Raw genomic sequence first — 670 nt, 5'->3', positions numbered from 1 at the left:
TTATTTCAGTGTTATCAGCACCGATAATCAGATTACCGGCTGCGGTCAGTTTCGCTACCAGCGTATTATCGGCATTGAGCGCACCTTGTGAGGTCAGCGTCAGGCTCTGCCCGCTCGCCAGCGCCAGTTGGGTCAGCATTGAGGTGACACTCAGGCCACCACCGTCTCCGGATAATGCATAGTTATACAGCGCCTGCGCGACCGTATTGCCCCCCTGAATAACGTTCTGAGTGGTGCCACTGCCCAGACTGTTCCCGGTGGTGTCTTCCAGAGCCAGTTTCGCCAATTCTGCCGCTGACAGCGTATTGCTGCTGTTGATTAACTGAGATGAGTTACCGGTATCCTGATCCAGTAAATTGCCACCGGTACTCAGCGTTGGATCGACGCGAACGGTACTGTTGTCGGTCACCGCCAATGTGTCGGTGGTGATCAGACTGCCGGTATTGAATGTGGTGGTGGCCCCATGGAGGGTCAGATCGCCAATCGCCTGATTGCCACTCCACGACATCGCGTCGCCCGCGGAGGCAACCAATTTGGCGTTAGTCAATGCGCTGGTATTGTTGCCATTCAGCGCAAATTGGCTGTTCTTCATATCAACCGTACCGGCAAATGCCGTGCCGGTGGTGCCACCAAAATTGAACGCGTTATTGGTGGTATCAATATTCAATAG

Annotated in this window: 1 pseudogene; it reads right to left on the bottom strand. The window is 54.0% G+C overall.

Features of this window, described 5'->3' with window-relative positions:
• Nucleotides 1-670, bottom strand: a pseudogene (locus YALDO0001_RS19435) (hypothetical protein); the annotation flags it as partial.

Source organism: Yersinia aldovae ATCC 35236 (assembly GCF_000173735.1).
Lineage (GTDB): Bacteria > Pseudomonadota > Gammaproteobacteria > Enterobacterales > Enterobacteriaceae > Yersinia > Yersinia aldovae.
Note: the sequence above shows the minus strand (reverse complement) of the source record. Positions and strands in the feature narration are given on the sequence as shown.